Annotated in this window: 15 protein-coding genes and 1 tRNA gene; 9 read left to right on the forward strand and 7 right to left on the reverse strand. The window is 61.5% G+C overall.

Translation table 11 applies throughout. From position 1 onward, the window contains the following. Positions 1 to 1,378: bifunctional 3'-5' exonuclease/DNA polymerase (locus HXO69_RS06515; protein ID WP_296546048.1), on the forward strand; the 1,378-nt coding region annotated here is incomplete at its 5' end. Positions 1,379 to 1,489: 111 nt separating this feature from the next. Here HXO69_RS06515 and HXO69_RS06520 read toward each other — a convergent pair. Together HXO69_RS06520 and nth are read right to left on the reverse strand one after the other, a co-directional pair. Continuing rightward, on the reverse strand, positions 1,490 to 2,254 hold the full coding sequence (locus HXO69_RS06520) for a CoA pyrophosphatase (RefSeq protein ID WP_012902925.1): 765 nt from the start codon (positions 2,252 to 2,254) through the stop codon (positions 1,490 to 1,492). A gap of 46 nt (positions 2,255 to 2,300) precedes the next feature. After that, positions 2,301 to 3,212, reverse strand: a complete 912-nt coding sequence (gene nth / locus HXO69_RS06525) for an endonuclease III (RefSeq protein ID WP_294644974.1) — start codon at positions 3,210 to 3,212, stop codon at positions 2,301 to 2,303. Positions 3,213 to 3,357: 145 nt separating this feature from the next. On the opposite strand from nth, the gene aroQ reads away from it, so the two are divergent. Beyond that, positions 3,358 to 3,798 carry a type II 3-dehydroquinate dehydratase gene (aroQ, locus tag HXO69_RS06530; protein WP_294643266.1) on the forward strand — a complete coding sequence of 147 codons (441 nt, stop codon included), beginning with the start codon at positions 3,358 to 3,360 and terminating at the stop codon, positions 3,796 to 3,798. Positions 3,799 to 3,876: 78 nt separating this feature from the next. Here aroQ and HXO69_RS06535 read toward each other — a convergent pair whose 3' ends face one another. Next, positions 3,877 to 5,055, reverse strand: coding sequence for a MarP family serine protease (locus HXO69_RS06535; RefSeq protein ID WP_296546051.1), 1,179 nt, complete (start codon positions 5,053 to 5,055; stop codon positions 3,877 to 3,879). Between the two features lie 361 nt (positions 5,056 to 5,416). On the opposite strand from HXO69_RS06535, the gene HXO69_RS06540 reads away from it, so the two are divergent. After that, a complete protein-coding gene (locus HXO69_RS06540; RefSeq protein WP_005504653.1) occupies positions 5,417 to 6,094 on the forward strand; it encodes a Crp/Fnr family transcriptional regulator in 678 nt (225 codons plus the stop codon). Between the two features lie 106 nt (positions 6,095 to 6,200). Here HXO69_RS06540 and HXO69_RS06545 read toward each other — a convergent pair whose 3' ends face one another. The 3 genes from HXO69_RS06545 to HXO69_RS06555 all read right to left on the reverse strand — a co-directional run bounded on the left by HXO69_RS06545 (position 6,201) and on the right by HXO69_RS06555 (position 8,240). Beyond that, positions 6,201 to 7,376: an NUDIX hydrolase gene (locus tag HXO69_RS06545; protein WP_296546053.1), complete on the reverse strand. Its 1,176-nt coding sequence runs from the start codon at positions 7,374 to 7,376 to the stop codon at positions 6,201 to 6,203. Further along, complete coding sequence (locus HXO69_RS06550) at positions 7,369 to 7,851, reverse strand: RidA family protein (protein ID WP_070846760.1); 483 nt, start codon at positions 7,849 to 7,851, stop codon at positions 7,369 to 7,371. Before HXO69_RS06550 ends, HXO69_RS06545 begins: the two co-directional genes overlap by 8 nt. Positions 7,852 to 8,036: 185 nt before the next feature. Further along, on the reverse strand, positions 8,037 to 8,240 hold the full coding sequence (locus HXO69_RS06555) for a hypothetical protein (protein WP_005504647.1): 204 nt from the start codon (positions 8,238 to 8,240) through the stop codon (positions 8,037 to 8,039). Positions 8,241 to 8,406: 166 nt separating this feature from the next. Between HXO69_RS06555 and HXO69_RS06560 the strand changes: the two genes are divergently transcribed. The 5 genes from HXO69_RS06560 (at position 8,407) to HXO69_RS06580 (ending at position 15,680) form a co-directional block, all read left to right on the forward strand. Further along, positions 8,407 to 10,551 (forward strand): transglycosylase domain-containing protein, encoded by a 2,145-nt coding sequence (locus HXO69_RS06560; protein ID WP_294644967.1) that lies wholly within the window; start codon positions 8,407 to 8,409, stop codon positions 10,549 to 10,551. A gap of 40 nt (positions 10,552 to 10,591) precedes the next feature. Continuing rightward, the gene (locus HXO69_RS06565) at positions 10,592 to 11,608 is read left to right on the forward strand and encodes a metallophosphoesterase (RefSeq protein ID WP_296546055.1); all 1,017 of its coding nucleotides are present in this window, start codon (positions 10,592 to 10,594) and stop codon (positions 11,606 to 11,608) included. After that, positions 11,608 to 13,635: an ABC transporter ATP-binding protein gene (locus tag HXO69_RS06570; RefSeq protein WP_296546056.1), complete on the forward strand. Its 2,028-nt coding sequence runs from the start codon at positions 11,608 to 11,610 to the stop codon at positions 13,633 to 13,635. Before HXO69_RS06565 ends, HXO69_RS06570 begins: the two co-directional genes overlap by 1 nt. Further along, positions 13,635 to 15,497 carry an ABC transporter ATP-binding protein gene (locus HXO69_RS06575; protein WP_296546058.1) on the forward strand — a complete coding sequence of 621 codons (1,863 nt, stop codon included), beginning with the start codon at positions 13,635 to 13,637 and terminating at the stop codon, positions 15,495 to 15,497. The genes HXO69_RS06570 and HXO69_RS06575 overlap by 1 nt, the downstream gene beginning before the upstream one ends. A gap of 109 nt (positions 15,498 to 15,606) precedes the next feature. After that, a tRNA-Pro gene (locus tag HXO69_RS06580) sits at positions 15,607 to 15,680 on the forward strand. A 164-nt stretch (positions 15,681 to 15,844) separates the two neighbouring features. On the opposite strand, the gene HXO69_RS06585 is transcribed toward HXO69_RS06580, so the two are convergent. After that, a complete protein-coding gene (locus HXO69_RS06585; protein WP_296546059.1) occupies positions 15,845 to 16,978 on the reverse strand; it encodes a hypothetical protein in 1,134 nt (377 codons plus the stop codon). A gap of 369 nt (positions 16,979 to 17,347) precedes the next feature. On the opposite strand from HXO69_RS06585, the gene HXO69_RS06590 reads away from it, so the two are divergent. After that, positions 17,348 to 17,938, forward strand: a 591-nt coding sequence (locus HXO69_RS06590; protein WP_296546060.1) for a cation:proton antiporter, incomplete at its 3' end; no start/stop codon positions are given.

The raw sequence follows: 17,938 nt of genomic DNA on the forward strand, positions 1-17,938 counted from the left end.
CACCCCGCAGCTGGCGGCGGGCCCGGTGACTCTGCTGCCGGAGCATCCGGTGGTGCGTGTGCTGATGCGTGAGTGGCTGGCGCAGGCACGCGCCATGAGCGCGTCGAGGCACCCGGAGCGGTTGCGTCTTTTGGCGGCGGCTGAGTCTGCCGGTGCGTTGGTGGCGGCTGAGATTGGTTATTACGGCATCCCGTTTAATGTGCAGGCGCATCATGAGCATCTGTGCGAGTTGTTGGGTCCGCGCCCGGTGCCGGGTGAGCGTCCGCAGAAGATGCAGGAGTTGGCGGAGCAGATTCAGCGCATGCTGTTTATGCCGTCGCTGAACCCGGATTCGCCGCAGGATCTTTTGCGTGCTCTGCAGTCTGCGGGGGTGTCGGTGAAGTCTACTCGCTCGTGGGAGTTGAAGAGTTGGGCGGATGCGATTCCGGCTCAGCGGGATAAGCGTTGGGCGCTGATTGACCCGATTCTGCGGTATAAGAAGCTGTACCGTATTTGGACTGCTAACGGCTGGACTTGGGCTGATACCTGGGTTTCTGAGGGTGCGTTCCGCCCGCATCTTGAGGTGGGTGGCGCCGCGACCGGGCGCTGGGGCGCTTCCGGCGGTGGCGCGCTGCAGCTTCCTGCGGAGATTCGTCAGGCGGTTCAGGCGCCGGATGGTCAGGTGCTGACGGTGACGGACGGCTCGCAGATTGAGCCGCGCATTCTGGCGGCGTTGAGCCGTGATGAGGCGCTTGCTTCGGCGGGTCGCGGCGCTGACCTGTATGCGGGTATTGCCGAGTTGGCGCGCCTGAAGGGCGTGGGTTTGACGGAGCGTTCCCACGCGAAGGTGGGCATGCTGGCGATTATGTACGGCGGCCGCAGCGGTGAGATTGGTGCGCTGTTGCCGCATGTGGCGGCGCTTTTTCCGCAGGCGATGGAGTTTACAGAGCGTGCGGCTCGCATTGGTGAGGCGGGCGGTCAGGTGACGACTTTTTTGGGTCGTACGTCCCCGCCGGTGGATGAGCGTTTCCGTGAGATTGTGGCCGATCGGTCGTCGCCGGCGGCTGAGTCGCGTGCCGTATCGACGGCGCGTGCGCATGGCCGTATGACCCGTAATTTTATTGTTCAGGGTACGGCTGCGGAGTGGGCTCTGTGTTGGATGGGCGCGGTGCGTTCTCGTCTGTTGTCGGAGCGGATTTTTGGCATGCCGATGCGCACTCGCATTGTGTATTTTTTGCACGATGAGCTTCTGCTGTGCGGTCCTGAGCTGGAGGCGGATCGTGTGGAGCGTATTGTGCGTGAGGGTGCTGCGGAGGCGGCGCGTCTGCTGTTCGGTCGGGTGCCGGTTGATTTTCCGGTGTCGGTGGCACGGGTGCACAACTACGCTGACGGTAAATAATCTGCGGGCGATTAGAGACAAAATTAGGGGCGGCGGGTAGCTTCATTCAAGCTACCTGCCGCCCCTATCTATACCCCATATCTGCTAGTCAGACACTTATTCCAGCCGGTTTTATTCTTCGTAGCCGGGTGCCGGGCGCATCTTTTTCTTGTCCCAGGGCACGGTCCAGCCGAGCGAGTCGAAGATTCGGTCGAGCAGAATTGCGGTGAATCCCCAGACGGTGAATTCCTCGCCGCCGGGCATACGCACCTCGAAGGCGGGGGTGCGGTGTGAGGTGCGGCCGCGCTTGACGTAGGCGGTGTGCCGGTTGGCGGGGTTGAGCAGGTCACGCACGGGAACGCGGGCGATGAGCGCGGACTCGTTGTGGTCGACGACCTCGACGGGCACGGGGCTGTTCCACCAGCCGATAACGGGGGTGACCATGAAGTTGCTGATGGGCAGCGGCAGGGTGCGCAGCTGGCCGAGGATCTGCACGCCGACGGGGTCGAGCCCGGTTTCTTCGACCGCTTCGCGTAGGGCGGCGATGTGGGCGACGGGTTCACCGGTGGTTTCGGCGAGCGCATAGTCTTCGGGGTCGATTTTGCCGCCGGGGAAGGCGGGCTGACCGGCGTGTGAGCGCAGGGTTGCGGCACGCACGAGCAGGAGTACGTCCAGGTCGGCGCTGACGTTTTCGGGGCAGCCTTCAAAGTCGCCGGTGGAGGGCGAGTCGTCGAGCACGCCGAAGAGAATTAGCACGGCGGCTTCTTTACTCAGGGGGCTGGCGGGTGCGCTGCGCAGTAGGGCTTGGACGTCGAATTCCACGCCGCCTTCTGCGAGAGCCGTCAACGTCTGCTGGGCGGGGTGCTGCGCCTCCTGCTGGGGCGAGTTTTCGCTCATCTGTGTACCTCTTTTCTGCGCGGGCTGCTTTCCGGTTCGGGCGCCGTTAGGCGCTGAGCGGGTAGCCTTCAGCCATGAGTTCGCGGCGGGTTGCGCCCTGCAGGAATCGCAGGTGCAGGTCTTCTCGACCGGGCGCCATTTCGTATTTCATGAGTTTACGTGCTGCCTGTTCGTTCGTCTCCCCGGCGCCGTAGGACGGGCAGAGGTCGGCAACCGGGCATACGCCGCAGGCGGGCTTTTTGGCGTGGCAGATGCGGCGGCCGTGGTAGACCATGCGGTGTGAGAAGAGCGTCCAGTCTTTGCGTTCGATGAGTTCGGCTACGTCTTTTTCGACCGTCTCGGGGGCGTCTGCGGTGGTGAATCCCAAGCGGCGGGCGAGGCGTCCGAAGTGGGTGTCTACGGTCAATCCAGGCACGTCGAAGGCGTTTCCGAGCACAACGTTTGCGGTTTTGCGACCGACTCCGGCGAGTTCTACGAGCTCTTCAAGGGTGGAGGGTACCTGCCCGTTGTGGCGTTCGACAAGCTGCTGGGAGAGGGTGACGATGGAGCGTGCCTTGGCGCGGTAGAAGCCGAGGGACTGAATGTAGGGTTCGACTTCTTCGGGGCGTGCGGAGGCGAGCGCGGCGGCGTCGGGGTAGCGTGCGAAGAGCGCACCGGTGACAGAGTTGACGCGCACGTCGGTGGTTTGCGCCGAGAGCACGGTGGCGATGAGCAGCTCGAAGGGGTTGTCGAAGTCGAGCTCTGCGACGGCGTAGGGGTAGGTTTCACCGAGGATGCGGTTAATCTTGCGGGCGCGGCGCACGGTGGCGAGGTGGCTTTCGGGTGCGCGTGCCTTGAGGCGGCGGGCTGCTGCGGCTGCCTTGAATTCGGGGACGAAGCGAATCTGCAGGAGCGATTCGGCATTCTCTGCCGCGGTGTTCTGTGCGTCTACTTCGGTGCGGATGGCGTTCTCGGTCATAGCGCGAGGTTACCGGGCTTTGGGTGTGTGCGGTAGCGAGGTTCACCGTACTTAGCTCGTGGCGTTTCTCGCCCCTCCCCGTCATTTTCTGGGCAGTTCGCGCCGACTACCACTGAGCGGGCACCGGCTGTGCCACACTGGTTTTATGTCAGATACGATTTTTGTGCTTAATGGACCGAATTTGAACCTGCTTGGGCAGCGCCGCCCCGAGGTGTACGGCTACACCACTCTGCACGATATTGAGCGTATGGTGCGTGAGCGCGCGGCGGATCATGGTTTTGATGTTGAGTTTATGCAGTCGAATCATGAGGGTGCGCTGGTGGATGAGATTCAGCGTGCTCGTACTCGTGGCGCGGCGATTATTATCAACCCGGCGGCGTACACGCACACCTCAGTGGCGCTACATGATGCGCTGGAGGCGGCTGAGCTTCCGGTGGTTGAGGTGCATCTGTCGAATGTGCATCGTCGTGAGCAGTTCCGTCATCATTCGTTTGTGTCGCCGCAGGCTACCGCGGTGATTGCCGGTGCGGGTGCGTACGGCTATGTCATGGCGGTTGATTTCCTCGCCCAGCATTTCGCGGAATAGCCCCGCCTACCCCCCCCTGTTAAATAGTTCAGGCTCCCGTTCCTCGTGTGAGGGCGGGAGCCTGAATGTTTTTGTTAGCTACTTGCGGCAGGTGCCGGTGGAGACTGCGGCGGTGTTGTTGCCGCCTTCTGCCAGTGCCTGCTTGAGGGTGCTTGCGGTGATGGCGTAGCCGGTCTGGCCGGTGGTTGCCTTACCGAAAATCACGCCGACCACGTTGCCGTTCTCGTCGAGGACGGGGCCGCCGGAATTGCCGTGCTGCACGTCGGCTGCCAGCTGGTAGACCTGACGCATGGCGTTGGCGCGGCCGGTGTCGGCGTCGATGGTTTGGGTGTTGCCGATGCCCTGCACGGTGGCGGGCAGTGCCTTGAACGGGCCGCCCTTGGGGTAGCCCATGAAGGTCACGAGGCTACCCGCGGAGGCGTTGGTGCCGATGTTCAGCGGTGCGAGCGGCAGCTTGGGCACGCTGATGAAGGCGAGGTCCTGTTCGGTGTCCATGTAGACGACGGTGCCGGGCCAGGTGCGGCCGCGGGCGTCCTGCACGACCGGGGAGGTCACGCCGGCGACCACGTGGGCGTTGGTGACGACCAGGCCGTTATCCGCCACGAAGCCGGAGCCGGTGGAGGTGTAGCCGCACTGCTCTGCGGCACCCAGAATCTCCACGACGGAGGCTGCCGCCTGGTCCAGTGCCGCGGATTCTACGGTCTCGGTGGGGGCGCTGGTTTCGGGGGCGATGAGCTGACTGACTTCCGGGATGGTTCCGAAGGCGAGCACGTCATTGCGTACCGTGTTGATGCGGTCCTTGACGACCTCGGGGGTGGAGGCGACCATCCAGGAGAGGGTCTTGGATTCGCTGAGCGCGGTGTTGAGCTGCGGGATGGGCACGGTGCGCATGGAGATGGTCAGCACGACCATGACCAGGGCGCAAGCGGCAAGGTTCAGCACGCCGCCGAAGAAGCGTTCAATGCCCTTGAGCGGGGTGATGTCGGTGACGCGGCGGATGGTGCGTCCGGCAATGAGGCCGAGCCACTGTCCGATGGTCAGGCAGATGATGAGCACGCCGACGGCGGTAATGAGGCTCCACTGGGATCCCACAGAGGCGACGGCGAGGGGCACGAGCCAGGCTGCAGCGCAGACGCCCAGGCCCAGGCCGAGGAAGGTTCCGAGGGTGGTGAAGAATCCGCTGCGGACTCCGGCGAGGAAGTAGAGCAGCAGAATGATAGGGATAGCAATATCAAGCAAGTTGATGCCGGTCGTCACGACTAATTGCCTCCTTGGTGGGTAGAAGTGGTCACGGTGTGCCCTGTGGTTGGTGCGGGCTGTGCCCGGTGAGTGTGGTGGCGTATGTTGGGCCGATAAAGGACACACCTGGATGCTTGATATTAGGGGCTGAACCTGTGGGTAAGCTTTGAATTTTCTCGAAAGAAATAACTTTTGCTGTAAAGCGCCCTATATCGGAATGCATAAAGCGCCTTTTTAGGGTACGCTCATATCAGTTGAATATGTCACACTAGCTTGAGCCTTCTCACATTTCAGATGTTGAGACGCATGACACCGGTTCGGGCTCACTCACTGAACATTTACGAGCTTCGGCTCATCACCTCATATCTAGGAGAACTTTATGGATCTCGAGATCCTCCGTCGTACCCCTCTCTTTGCTAACCTCGACGATGCAGCTTTCGCTCTGCTGACCGATGACATTCAGGAGATTGACCTCTCCCGCAACGCTGTCCTCTTCTACGAGGGTGACCAGGATGACCAGCTCTTCGCTGTGCTCTCCGGTAAGGTCAAGCTGGGCCGCACCGCCGCTGACGGCCGCGAGAACATGGTCGCGATTATGGGTCCCGGTGACGTTTTCGGCGAGATGGCTCTCTTCGATCCCTCGCCCCGTTCGACCAATGCTGTGGCTGTTTCTGAGACCCGCTTGGCTGCCATCAAGCACGAGTCCTTCAAGCGTGCACAGCAGCTGGACCCCTCGATTTCCGATCAGGTTATTAAGACTCTGGCTCGCCGCCTGCGCCACGCTAACGAGGCACTGGCTGACCTGGTCTTCTCCGATGTTCCCGGCCGCCTCGCTAAGGCTCTGCTGGACCTGGCTGACCGCTTCGGCCGCCCGGCAACCGACGGCGTGCTCGTCGCTCACGAGCTGACCCAGGAAGAGCTGGCACAGCTGGTTGGCGCATCCCGCGAGACCGTGAACAAGGCTCTTGCCGAGTTCGTTTCCCGCGGTTGGATTCGCCTGGAGGCACGCGCGGTGGTCATTCTGGACCTGCCCCGCCTGCGCCAGCGTTCCCGCTAAAGACGCACGACTTAAAAAGATCAGGAGCCGTTTCCCTCTGCATGGGGAAACGGCTCCTGATTTTATTTAACGCTTCATCTCATGAGCGAGCGGATGCGGCAACTCGCTAGAGCACACCCATCGCGCCGGTGTACATGGATCCGGTCGTCGCCGGGACCACCTCGGTGAAGGAGAGCATGCACGCGCCATTGTGGGTCACGAGCACGGGCTTCTTTACCTCAATCTTGCGGCGCTTGGACAGCCATGCCACGGAGGTCTGTGCCTTCGCTAGCGATTCGAGCAGGCACATCACGCCGGGGGTGATGAGCTGGTCGAGGGTGCGGCCCACCGTGTTAGGCTGGCCGATGCGGTCGCCCAGTTCGCTGGTGTCCTTGGCTTCGAGTAGCTCACGCACGTTCAGCCAGTCGCCCCACACGCCCTTACCGAGCAGTAGCTTCGGGTCCTGGCCCACGGGCAGAGCCGTGCTGAAGTAGGCAATGTCGTAGCGCTTGAGGAAGAAGTCCGGGGACTGCCAGCGCGCCACGGGGCGCAGCAGGTCGGCGCGCACGCTCAAACCGCTGGAGGTCAGGAAGTCCGAGAAGCTCTTATCCTGAGCAGCGACCGCCTCGCGCCACGCCATGAGCTCGGGGGTGCTGGAGCGCTCCACCACATCCTGGTCGTCCTCACCGGCAAGTAGGATGCCGGTCTCTTCAAAGGATTCACGCACGGCAGCCATGACGCTGCGGCGTGCCTGAGTTACGTCAGAGAAGTGGAACTGTTCTTCCCAGTATTCGGCGCCGGGGCCAACCCAGGAGGCAGACTCATCATCACCGGGAAGAGCCGTACCGCCGGGGAAAGCCACCACGCCCAGCGGAGAGGTGCCGGGGCGGTAGGTCAGAATCGTTTCGAGGCCGTTGTCGCCGTCGCGCACAAAAATGACGGATGCCGCCTGGCGCATCGTGCAGCCGTTCGTTCCTTCGTTACCGCCTTCACGCCAGCTTTCGGCGGCGGTGCGCATGAACTCGGGAATCGTGTAGAGACGCTGAATGCAGGAGGTTCGCGGGTTAGCCGCGGACTGTCGACCGGTGAACATGCGCGGACGTTCCACGCCCTCAGCCGGGGTGGAGGTGCCGAAGCGGCGTTCCTGCACCGGCAGGGGCAGAGTCTTGATGTCCTGCGCTCCGCCTAATCCGTGACCGTCGATACCGTTCACCGTCTTTTGGGCGCCACTTTGTGCCGCCCGCTGAGCCTGGGCGGCACGAATAGCAGACAGCGGCAGCGCGCCGGTGTACAGATTAGACATACTCAACGATAATCTCGACCTCTACGGGCGAGTCCAGGGGAAGAACGGGAACACCCACAGCGGAGCGGGCGTGCTGGCCTGCCTCGCCGAAGATTTCGCCGAGCAGCTCGGAGGCGCCGTTAATGACAGCGGGCTGAGCGGTGAAGTTCACCTCGGATGCCACGAAGCCAACGACCTTCACGACGCGCTGCACACGGTCCAGGTCGCCGATGACGGACTTGACCGCCGCCAGGGCGTTGAGCAGGCTGATACCCGCGTACTTCTTCGCATCCTCGGGGGTCACGAAGCCTTCAGCACCGGAGGCGGACACCTTACCGGTTTCGGGCAGGGCACCGTCGACGAAGGGCAGCTGGCCGGAGGTGTACACGTAGGAGCCGGAGGTCACCGCGGGAACGTAAGCGGCAACGGGGGCGGGTGCTACGGGCAGTTCGTAACCGAGTTCGCGGATACGTGCTTCAATACGGGATTCAGTCATGATTACTCCAGAAGGATGGCGGGTGCTGGCACCCAAACGGTGATAGGGGGAACGCCGCAAATCTAAACGCTACTGATATTCAGGCAGCTGTTAAACGGCTAACCGGCGGCCTTCCTCATCTATTCCCGCGCTCCCCTAGTTAAAGGAGAGTCGGGATAGCGAGGTGACCGCCGGGTACGCTGCTCTTAGTCAGCCTTCTCGCGCTTAAAGTAGGCGATGGGGTTGCCCTGAGTCGGAGCGACCATGTTCGACGCGGGGGTTGCGCCAGCAGGTGCGGATGCGCCGGGGAGAACGGTTACGAGCTCCCAGCCGTCTTCACCCCAGTTGTCGAGGATTGCCTTGGTCGTGTGGATCATCAGCGGTACAGTTGCGTATTCCCATTTCTTCATACCCTCTAGACTATCGCCCGGTGTTCAATAAGTAAAAGGGATTCACTATGGTTTTGGTCAATGTCCGGCGCTTTTGGGGGCTTTATTCTCAGGGCTGAAGCGCCCACCTCCCTGTGGGGTGCCGAGACGGGCTTCTTCTCACAGTTTCATGGGATAAACTGAATGAATGGCTTCATCTAAGAAAACCCGTGCGCGTCGCCGCCCGGGAGATTTTTTGCAGTTCCTCGCGTTCAGCGTGATTGCCGGTTTCCTCGCGGCAATTATTGTCGTACCCCCGGCTGTGAGTGCCGGTATGGTCGCGAACGCGTCGATGTCATGGTTCCAGGACCTTCCTGACGACATTGCCGATGGCATCTCTTCCCGTCCTTCTACTATTTACGCTGCTGACGGCAAGACCGAAATCGCGACCTTCTTCGAAGAGAACCGCGACCCGGTCAAGCTGGATCAGATTTCGCAGCACATGAAGGACGCCATCGTCTCGGTGGAGGACCGCGACTTTTACAAGCACGGTGCGGTCTCCGCAATCGGTATTGGTCGTGCGTTCCTGAACAACATCATTAACTCCGGTAGCGGTCGCCGCCAGGGTGCTTCCACCCTGACCCAGCAGTACGTCAACAACCTCATTGTGGATGCCGCTGTGGCTCGTGGTGAGGACGCTACCGCAACCCTGAACGGTAACAAGACCTACGGCGCAAAGATTCGCGAGATGAAGCTTGCGATCTCTATGGAGCAGAACAAGTCCAAGGACGAAATCCTTGAAGGCTACCTGAACATCGTGAACCTCGGTGGTTCGAACTACGGTGTTGAGGCTGCCGCACAGTACTACTGGGGTATTTCCGCTAAGGACCTGAACGTGGCTCAGTCCGCGCTTCTTGCCGGCCTGGTGCAGGCACCGAACGTGTACGACCCGACCGTGAACCCCGAACTCGCCCGTGAACGCCGCGACATCGTTCTGGGCACCATGCTCCGCGACGGCAAGATTACCGACAAGGAATACAGCGACGCCATCGCCAGCGACATTAAGCTCAACGTCCACCCCAAGTCCCAGGGTTGCTCCCTGGCAGGCGACAAGGCGTTCTTCTGCCGCTACGTGGTCAACTACCTGCTGCAGGATGAGTCCCTCGGCGCAACCGCTGAGCTGCGTAACACCGCGATTAAGCGTGGTGGCCTGAAGGTTGTCACCACCCTGAACCCCGAGGCTCAGGTTGCGGCAAAGCAGGCAGTGGACTCCACCCAGCCGGCTGCAACCAACTGGAACGACGTCAACTCCGCACTGACCAGTGTTGAGCCCGGCACTGGTCGCGTCATCGCAATGGCACAGAACACCGAGCTCGGTAGCCCCGCAGACGCAAACGACCACTCCAAGACCGAGTACAACTACAACGTTGATGTAGCGTACGGTGGTACCCCTGGCTTCCAGCCCGGTTCGACGTTCAAGCCGATTATTCTGGCTCAGTGGCTCATCAGTGGCCGCGGCGCTAACGCTACCGTGAACGGTACCCAGCTGTTCTGGCCCACCAGCTTCGGTTGGAACGCCAAGTGCTACGAGGGCGGTAAGTACTACTACACCGGTCAGCCGAACGGCTGGTCCTACAAGAACGCGTTCAACGGTGGCCTAGGCTACAACACCGCGGCGTACGGTATTCGCCAGTCGTTGAACTCGTACCTGTACGGCATGCTCTCCCAGATTGACCTGTGCGATGTGCACGACCTGTCCATCAAGATGCACGCCCTGGACGGTACCGGCGAACCGCTGCACAGCATCCCCGACCTGGGTACCAACATTGGTGGTACCAAGTACGGTATCTCCCCGCTGACCAGCGCATCCATGTACGCTATCTTCGCTTCTGAGGGTAAGTACTGCACCCCGCGCCCGATTGAGAAGATCACCAAGACTGACGGCGAGACTCTCAAGGAATACCAGAACCAGTGTGAGCAGGTTCTGGATCCGGACATCGCGAACGGTGTCAGCTGGGTTCTGAAGGGTGTTATCCAGCCCGGCGGTTCCGCTTCTCAGCGCGGTATTGGTCTGCCGAACGGTTCGGCTGCGAAGACCGGTACAAACGATAACTCCTCCCAGACCTGGCAGGTTGGCTACACTCGTGGCCTGTCCACCGCGTCTTGGGTTGGTTCTAACAACCTCGGCTTCCGTTCCCTGAACGGTGTGGGCATTAACGGTCGTGTTCTGAACTATGTGGATGGTGCGACCTACGCCGGTGCTCAGTGGCAGTCGTTCATGAAGACGATCGCTCCGAAGTACAACACGAAGGACTTCACCACCCCCAGCGATAAGATTCTGTCGTACAGCTAGAATCACAGCTCATCAGCTGAAGCCTGAAAGGCGATTGATAATGTGTGAAAACGCAGTCAACGCCCGCGTCCCCGTGGCGGTCCCCGGCGCACGCGGCTCCTCCCCGCTCCTGAAGAAGGTTGCGGGGGCGGTAGCCGCCACTGCAGCCTTGGGGGCCGCCACGGCGGCGTATGGGCACTTTATTGAGCTGAATAATTTTCAGCTCCGCGCCGAGTCCCTGCCGGTGCTGCCCGCCGGTAGCCCCGACTTTAGGATCCTGCATATCTCGGATATGCACATGATTCCGGGGCAGCGGAAGAAGACCGAGTTCATGCACTCGCTGGCCGCACTCGAGCCGGATCTGGTGATGAACACGGGCGATAACCTCTCCCATGTGAACGGTATGGAGCCGCTGCTGGAGGCGCTCGACCCGCTCATGGACTTCCCCGGTGTGTTTGTGCCCGGCTCGAATTGCTATTTCGCGCCCGTCTTCAAGAACCCGGCACGCTACCTGTGGCAGCCGCGCACCCCGCAGATGATTGAGGAGGGCTCGCGCGTAGCACTGCCCATTGAGCGGATGCACGACGCCTTCGAGTCGCGCGGTTGGACGGGCCTGGTCAACCGCTACGACACGCTGAACCTCAAGGGTCTGCGTCTGGAGTTCTCCGGTGTGGATGACCCGCACCTGCGCTACGATGAGCACCCCGGTTTCGCCCCCGGTGCCTTCGATGAGGGGGACGAACCGAGCGTCCGTATCGGCGTGGCGCACGCCCCCTACATGCGTACCCTGTACCGTTTCGTACAGGATGGCGCACAGGCTATTTTTGCCGGCCATACGCACGGCGGTCAGGTCTGCCTGCCCGGCGGTCACGCCCTGGTCAGTAACTGCGATTTGCCGCCTTCGCGTGCGAAGGGCGTGAGCGAGCAGTCCGGTGTTCCGGTTCAGGTTTCTGCCGGTCTGGGTACTTCTCGTTTTGCTCCGGTGCGTCTGTTCTGCCCGCCGGAGGCGATTCTGGTGACCCTCACGGCTTGCGATAAGGAGCAGCCTACCGCCGCTTCGGCAGGTGGTCGCCGCTAATGCCTGAGGCCTCTACAGCACGCACGGCTAAGCGCCGCCGTAACCCCTTCTTGGAGACTGCGAGCGAGCCGACCCCCGACCCGATCGACTACGCGCACGGTCAACGCGCCCCGCGCACCCTCGCCGCTTATGCGCGTCCGATTCGTGTGCGCTGGGGTGTGGGTCTGCTCGTAGCGTTTGGTGCCGGTGCCCTCGAGATTACCATCCCGCAGATGCTGCAGATTATCGTGGATCATCTCTCGCAGAGCACCACCGAGAGCGCCATCTGGGTTGCCGGCGGCATGGTGCTTCTGCTGGGTATTGCGCACGCTTCCTTCATGTATTGGAGGCGCTGGCTGATTGTGGACCCGACCTCCACGATTGAGCTGTCCATGCGCATGAACTTCTTTGACCGCCTGCTCAGCGCCCCGCTTTCTCTGCTGGACCGCTGGCCGTCCGGTCAGTTGCTGACCCGCTCCATGAGCGATTTGGGCACGATTCGCCGCTGGCTGTCCTTCGGTATTGTGCAGCTGCTGACTATTGTGGTGATGTTCCTGGTCGGTGGCTTCTTCATGCTGCGTTCCTCGCCGTCCCTGGCGCTGGTGTTCGTGGTGACCGTGCCGATTCTGGTGCTGTCGCTGGTGAACTTCACCCGCAAGTACTACCGCGCCTCGCATGAGATTCAGCAGATGACGGGCGACCTCTCCACCCGTATTGAGGAGTCGGTGCGCGGTATCCGCGTGATTAAGGCGCTGGGCCGCTCCCCCGAGCAGATTCAGGAATATTCCGAGTCGGTTGATGCCCTGCAGGTACGCGAGTACGGCAGGTCGATGCTGGTGGCTCGCGTTACCCTGTACCAGGGCCTGATTGTGGGTGTCTCCACAGCGGTGGCGCTGGCTGTGGGCGCTTCGCAGGTTGCGGCGGGCACCTTGAGCCTGGGCGCGATGACCGCCTACTTTGCGGTGCAGACGACCGTGCTCAGCCACGTGACGCGCTCGACCGCGCTGATGTCTGCCTATTTGAGCTATAAGGTGGCGCTCGAACGTCACAACGAGGTCATGGACGAGCCCGGCTTTGAGGCCGTGCCGCTGGTTCGTGGCTCCGGGGCTGTGTCTGAGCCCGTGCATCCGCTGGGTGCTTCTGATTCGTCAACAGTAGCTGGAGTGTCCGCCGAGGGCGGCTCCGGGAAGGAAACTATGCAGTACCCCAGCGGTGGCGCAGTATCTGTCGCTTTCGATCACGTTCAGTTCAGCTACGACGCAGCCGAGGCCCCTGCCGAGCCTGCTGTTGAGGCAAACTCTGCGGTTAAGGCACCCGAGGTGTCTGTGCTGAAGGACGTGAACTTCAAGGTCTTCCCCGGTGAGATTCTGGCGCTGGTTGGTGCAACCGGCAGTGGCAAGTCTACCGTGCTCTCGCTGGTTCCGCGTTTCTACGAGCCGACCTCCGGTTCCCTACGTTTCGGCACCCGCGATACCGCCGATATGTCCGTTGAGGAGGTACGCGCCCAGACCGCGTTCGTCTTTGAGGAGGCGGTGCTCTTCTCCGGCACGGTCCGTGAGAACGTGCTGATGGGCGTTGCCGAGCAGTACGAGCGCGGCACCGAGGATGAGGACTACCCGAGCCAGGAAGAGCTGGAGGCGACCCTGAACACCGCGCTGCAGCTGGCTGCGTGCGATTTCGTGGCGGAGCTTCCGCAGGGTCTGGATACCGTCATTGGTGAGGAAGGCATGAGCCTGTCCGGTGGTCAGCGTCAGCGCCTGTCCTTGGCGCGCGCCCTAGCGAAGCGCCCCTCCGTGCTACTGCTGGATGACCCGTTCTCGGCGCTGGATGTGAACACCGAGGAGCGTATTATTACCGGCCTGCGTGAGGGCTTGGAGGGTCTGGGCGGTGCTACTACCCTGCTGACGGCGCATCGCCCCTCCACGGTGGCTCTGGCTGACCGCGTGCTGCTGATGGTTGACGGTGCCGTGGTGGCTGAGGGTACTCACGCTGAGCTGATGGATTCTTCGGAACAGTACCGCCAGCTGATGACGATGGAGGAGGGCTAATGGCCCATCATCGTCCGGCGGAGCCGCGGGAGCAGATGAGCCCGCAGGAGCGCGCGGAAACCCGTGAACGCTCGATGGCTCTGCTGCGTCAGATGTTGCGCCCGCATCGTGGGGCGTTGGCACTGTCGATTATTTCGGTGCTTTTGGTGTCGGGTTCCTCAGCGATTGCACCGATTCTGATTGCCCGCGTCCTGGATAGTTCGATTGAGCCGCTCAAGCAGGGTGATGCTTCTGTCCTGCTGACCCTGCTGGTGTTTTTTGTGGCGGCTACGGCGGTGACCGCGATATTCTCGTGGGTCAACGTGGCGTACACGGTGCGTGTGTCGCTGGGCGTGGTGGTGTACCTGCGTAAGCGGGTGTTCCGTCACGCGCAGTCGCTGAGTGTGTCGTTCCATGAGCGTTACACCTCGGGCAAGGTTATTTCGCGTCTGACCAGCGATATTGATACGGTCCGTAGCTTCTTGGACAGCGGTATTAGCCAGCTGGCGATTACGCTGCTGTCCATGGTGATTTCTGCGGTCGCTATTTTCCTGCTGGATTGGCGTATTGGCCTGTTCATGCTGGTCATGGGCGTGCCGATTTACTTCTTGACGCGTTGGTTCCAGAAGACGGCTGTGCCGGTTTTCCGCACGATGCGTACCGAGTCTGCGCATCTGACGAGCCGTTTTGTGGAGACTTTTACGGGTATCCGCGCGGTGAAGGCGTTTGGTGCGGAGGTGCAGATGCGCGTCGAGTACGCGCAGGCGTCGGAGCGTTACCGCCTTGCGGTGATGGATTCGATTAAGATTTTCGGCATCTACTCGCCTGTGCTGATGCTTTTGGGCAATGTGTTTATTGCCGGTGCACTGGTGCTGGGTGGTTATGCGGTGCTGGGCGGCACCATGCAGATCGGTACCCTGCTGGCTCTGGTGATTTATGCGAACCGTGTGTTTGAGCCGGTCATGCAGCTCTCTGAGTTCTACAACATGTTCCAGTCGGCGATGTCCGCGTTGGAGAAGCTCTCGTCGTTCTTGGCTGAGGAGCCGGAGGTTGCTGAGCCGGAGCATCCGCATGAGCGCGCCGTGGAGTCTGCTGACGGTACCGCTGAGGGCGTATCCGGCAAGGTTCAGGGCGCTCTGGTGGAGCTGGATTCGGCGGTCTTCGGTTACACCTCGGATCGTCACGCGCTGAAGGAAACGACCCTGCGCATTGAGCCGGGTACGACCGTGGCGCTGGTGGGTGCTACGGGTGCCGGTAAGTCGACTATCGCTAAGCTGGTGGCTCGTTTTTACGATGTTTCGTCCGGTCAGGTGCGTATTGACGGCGTGGATGTTCGCCAGCTGGCGGACGTGCAGCTGCGCCGTGAGGTGCTCATGCTGACCCAGGAGGTGTTCCTGTTCTCCGCGTCGATTCTGGAGAATATTCGCATGGGTAACCCGCAAGCGACCGATGAGCAGGTCAAGGCTGCCGCAAAGGCGGTGGGCGCTGACGCGTTCATTGAGCGTCTGCGCGACGGCTACGAGTCGCAGCTAGGTCGTGGCGGTATTACCCTGTCGGCGGGTCAGCGTCAGCTGGTGTCCTTCGCTCGCGTGTTCTTGGCTAACCCGCGGGTGCTGATTCTGGATGAGGCGACGGCTTCGCTGGATATTCCGAGTGAGCGTGCGGTGCAGGCGGCGCTGCGAACCGTCTTGGCGGGGCGTACGGCGCTGGTGATTGCGCATCGTCTCTCGACGGTTCTGGGTGCTGATCGTGTGCTGGTGATTCATGAGGGTTCTGTAGTGGAGGACGGTTCCCCGCAGCAGCTGATTGCTTCTGGCGGTCGTTTTGCGGCGATGTACGCCTCGTGGGATGAGCTGAATCAGGTGCAGGAGGCTGAAGCCTAGAAGCTTTATCTGCTCCTCCCCGACCGGCGGTGTGCCGCTGTGTTGCGTTCTGAATTTTTTTGGGTTATCCTAGGTGAGTTGCCTACGGTATTCGCTGATAGGTCAACATCGGGATGTGGCGCAGCTTGGTAGCGCGCGTCGTTCGGGACGACGAGGTCGCAGGTTCAAATCCTGTCATCCCGACAACTAGCCCCGGTCCACTGGACCGGGGCTTTATCGTACCCGCAGTATTTTTGTTGTAGTATTTCTGCCGCAGATTCCTCAGCAGTTTCCGGCGTATATAAAAGCGACCCCCTCCCCGCGCAGAAACGCAGGTAGGGGGTCGCTTGCACGTTATACGGCCGTGCTTAGCCGCGCCCGGAGATGAGCGCGAGAATCGCCTCCAGGGGGCCGCGTCCGGCAATAGAGCGTGCCATGCGCGACCAGAGGGTGCAGAAGCCCAGGGCGATGACGGCGCCGAGCAGCAGGAAGGCGCTCCAGTACACGGCGGTGCCCCAGCCTCCGGTTGCCACGTAGTGCTCGCCGACGGTGAATGCCTTGATGGTGGGGCCGGCGTAGATGATGATTCCGCTCAGCACAATGGAGGCGCTCAGCGACATCTGGCCCAGGCGAGCAACGGGGGTGAGCATTCCCGCCTGTGCGGAGAGCAGGCGCGCGCATTCGGCCCAGAAGTAGAGGGTTGCCGCCAGATTCAGGGTCAGTAGTACCTGCGGGCTGTTGAGGACGCCCAGCTCGGTGTAGGGGTTGAAAGTGCGGTAGACGGCGAGCGCCAGTACGGCGAGTACGACGGGGATTGCGAGCTTTGCCTGCAGATTGTCGTAGAGGCGTACGAGCACGATGCCCAGGCACATGACCCAGATGAGCTGGGCGCTTTGGGCATGGTTGACACCGTGGCTCGCCAGGAAGGGCAGCTGAACGGCGGTCCACGCATCAGCTTGGGCGGCTACATCCATGAGCAGGGTGTAGGTCCAGGTGATGAAGGGGCTGGTGAGCACCGCAAGCGCTGCGACTGCCCAGAGGGGCAGGTGCACGACGAATAGGGTCAGCAGGGTGAGTAGTGCCAGGTGCACGAGCATGTCGAAGGGCAGAGAATAGCTGAAGCCCTGTGCCGGTACGGTGACGCCCGGTTGCGGCAGGTAGGTGATGCCTTGCATGAGCGCTACGCCCAGCAGTAGTAGTGCAAGGAATCGCACGATGGTTCCGGCGAAGAGCTGCGGGAAGTTCGCGGTGCGGGCGTACCGCCAGGCGGCTGCACCAAGAATTGCGGCGAAGAGCGGTTCTGCCGGCACGAGGGTCTGCGGAATCCAGAACTTCCAGGAGACCGGGATCAGCTGTAGCCAGTACCCGAAGGGGATGAGCAGGCTGAGCACGGCGAAGGCGCGGGCGAGGTCGAGCCCGAGGTCGCGTCGGGTGCCTCCGAGGGAGGCGGCGCGTGCCCCGCTGCTGACGGTGGGGATGGGTTGTGTGCGCCCTGCTGCCATGTCCTCGCTCCTTGTAGTGCCGTGTTTGAGAGTCTGTGTGCCCTGCTAGGGCTACGCCAGGGGGTGTGCCCTGCCGGGTATCTGCCGCTTCCGGTGGTGTGTGCCGGATGCGCTGGCATAGGTGTTAAGTGTAACGGTGGAAGCTGTGTCTGCTCGGGTGGTGGCGCGGAGGTTTTGCTCTCATACCGTGTCTCTGTCGGCTGCTGGCTGGAGCTTCTTGCCCTGTTGGTGATGTTCAAGTGTTGTTGCACGAGGTTAGGTGTGTACCATTGGTACGTTCTTAAAGGTGGGGCAATCCCGCGGGAGCATGATTTCGCTCCTTTTACTGTCCCAAACGCGCCCCACCTGCACACACCACGTTGAGGTTTTATGTTTTCGACTTTTTCCCCGCTTTTCTTGACGGATTTGGGGGCGTCTGGTGCTCTTCTTGCTTCGGGTACGACTCTGTCGGAAGGGTCGAGCCACGATAGCGGCCAGTTTGTGTCCATTTTCTGGATTACGTTGGTTGCGTTGCTGTCGCCGATTCTTTCGCGGCTGACGGGCAAGAAGATCCCTGATGTGGTTTTCCTGCTCATTTTTGGTCTGCTGATTGGCCCGAATATGCTCAACCTTGCCAGCAGTGAGGGCGGTATCCCGCTGCTGAAGGAGCTGGGCTTGGGTATGCTCTTTTTGATTGCGGGCTTTGAGATTAACGTGTCGTCGTTGCGTAGCCGTCAGGGTTATAGCGCTATTGCCACGTGGGTGGTGTGCTTTGCTCTGGGCATGACGGGTGCGGCGGTTATTACGTCGTTCTCGCATGAGCTGAATACGTATATTGCGGTGGGCGTGGCGTTGAGTTCCACGGCCTTGGGCACGCTATTGCCGATGTTGAAGTCTCACGGTGCTGCCGGTACGCCGGTGGGTAATGCGGTGCTGGTGCACGGTGCGGTGGGTGCGCTTCTGCCGATTTTCGCTATTTCG

The organism is Rothia sp. (in: high G+C Gram-positive bacteria) (assembly GCF_015265375.1).
In the GTDB taxonomy this organism is placed as follows: domain Bacteria; phylum Actinomycetota; class Actinomycetes; order Actinomycetales; family Micrococcaceae; genus Rothia.